General features: G+C 68.8%; 2 protein-coding genes. Both read right to left on the reverse strand.

Annotation, left to right across the window (positions count from 1 at the left end; translation table 11 throughout):
- Positions 1 to 59: 59 nt before the first annotated feature.
- Positions 60 to 830: an enoyl-ACP reductase FabI gene (fabI, locus tag ACWGDE_RS38605; RefSeq protein ID WP_453393760.1), complete on the reverse strand. Its 771-nt coding sequence runs from the start codon at positions 828 to 830 to the stop codon at positions 60 to 62.
- 5 nt (positions 831 to 835) lie between these two features.
- Complete coding sequence (gene fabG, locus ACWGDE_RS38610) at positions 836 to 1,555, reverse strand: 3-oxoacyl-[acyl-carrier-protein] reductase (protein WP_453393761.1); 720 nt, start codon at positions 1,553 to 1,555, stop codon at positions 836 to 838.
- Positions 1,556 to 1,861 lie beyond the last annotated feature (306 nt).

A 1,861-nucleotide genomic window follows, 5' to 3' on the forward strand; every position in this document is an offset into this window, starting at 1 on the left:
TCCCTGGAGGGAGACGCGGCCGCCGCCGTACGGATGGAACGGGGGCTCGACCCGGCGGGTCAGGCACCCATCGCGTGCAGGCCGCCGTCCACGTGGACGATCTCGCCGGTGGTCTTCGGGAACCAGTCCGACAGGAGCGCGACGACGCCCTTGCCCGCGGGCTCCGGGTCCGCCATGTCCCACTCCATCGGGGAGCGGTGGTTCCAGACGTCCGCCAGCTCGCTGAAGCCCGGGATGGACTTCGCGGCCATCGAGCCGAGCGGACCGGCCGAGACCAGGTTGCAGCGGATGTTCTCCTTGCCCAGGTCGCGGGCGAGGTAACGGCTCGTGGCCTCCAGGGCGGCCTTGGCCGGGCCCATCCAGTCGTACTGCGGCCAGGCGAACTGCGCGTCGAAGGTGAGGCCGACGACGGCCGCGCCCTCCTCCGCGAAGAGCGGCTTGCAGGCCATGGTCAGCGACTTCAGCGAGAACGCCGAGACGTGCATGGCCGTGGCGACCGATTCGAACGGGGTGTTGAGGAAGTTGCCGCCCAGCGCGTCCTGCGGCGCGAAGCCGATGGAGTGGACGACGCCGTCCAGGCCGCCGAGCTCCTCGCGGACGAGGCCCTCCAGCCGGGCCAGGTGCTCGTCGTTGGTGACGTCGAGCTCGATCACCTTGACCGGCTTGGGCAGCTTCTTGGCGATGCGCTCGGTCAGCGTCGGGCGCGGCCACGCCGTGAGGATGACCTCGGCGCCCTGCTCCTGGGCCAGCCGGGCGGTGTGGAAGGCGATGGACGACTCCATCAGCACCCCGGTGATGAGGATGCGCTTGCCGTCGAGAATTCCGCTCATGGTGATCAGTGACCCATGCCCAATCCGCCGTCAACGGGAATGACGGCTCCTGTGATGTACGCGGCGTTGTCGGACGCCAGGAAGCTGACCGCGGCCGCGATCTCCTCGGGCTGCGCGTAGCGGCCCAGGGGCACCTGGCCGACGATGCCGGCGCGCTGCTCGTCGGTGAGCACCTTCGTCATGTCGGTGTCCACGAAGCCCGGGGCGACGACGTTGAAGGTGATGTTGCGGGAGCCCAGCTCACGGGCGAGGGAGCGGGCGAAGCCCACCAGCGCGGCCTTGGAGGCGGCGTAGTTGGCCTGGCCGGCCGAACCGAGCAGTCCGACGACCGAGGAGATCAGGACGACGCGGCCCTTCTTGGCGCGGAGCATGCCGCGGTTCGCGCGCTTGACCACGCGGAAGGTGCCGGTGAGGTTGGTGTCGACGACCGAGGAGAAGTCCTCCTCGGACATGCGCATCAGCAGCGTGTCCTTGGTGATCCCCGCGTTGGCGACCAGGACCTCCACGTTGCCGTGGGCGTCCTCGATCTCCTTGTACGCCTGGTCGACCTGCTCGGAGTCGGTGATGTCGCAGCGAACCGCCAGCACGCCCAGGGCCGTGAGCTCCGCCGGGGGCTCACCCGACCGGTACGTGATCGCGACCTTGTCGCCGGCCTCCGCGAAGGCTCGGGCGATTGCGAGGCCGATGCCCCGGTTTCCTCCGGTGACGAGAACCGAGCGGCTCAACGGATCACCCTTTCGACTAGAGGTCTGAATACCAAAAACCTATAGGTCATGAACCTCGTACGGAGAATCGGGCTCCGACAGCGCCTCGGTACGGGCTCTGTCGAGTCCCTACAGAAAGATGTAGGCACGGCAACCCGCGGCGCGACATGATCGTGCCATCTGCCCCGACTCCGGGAGGACCTCCGTGCCCCATTCCATCGACGCGGCCTTCACCGCGCTGCCCTTGCGGGCGCTCGCCGACTTCAGCGCGCGGCTGCACGCCTCCGTCTGCGAGGAGCACGAGGACTCCGCCCTGCTCGCCGACCA

This window comes from Streptomyces sp. NPDC054956 (assembly GCF_053609185.1).

Coding starts and splice junctions, on each gene's coding strand:
- fabI (WP_453393760.1), bottom strand. CDS start 830: ATGAGCGGAATTCTCGACGGCAAGCGCATCCTCATCACCGGGGTGCTG.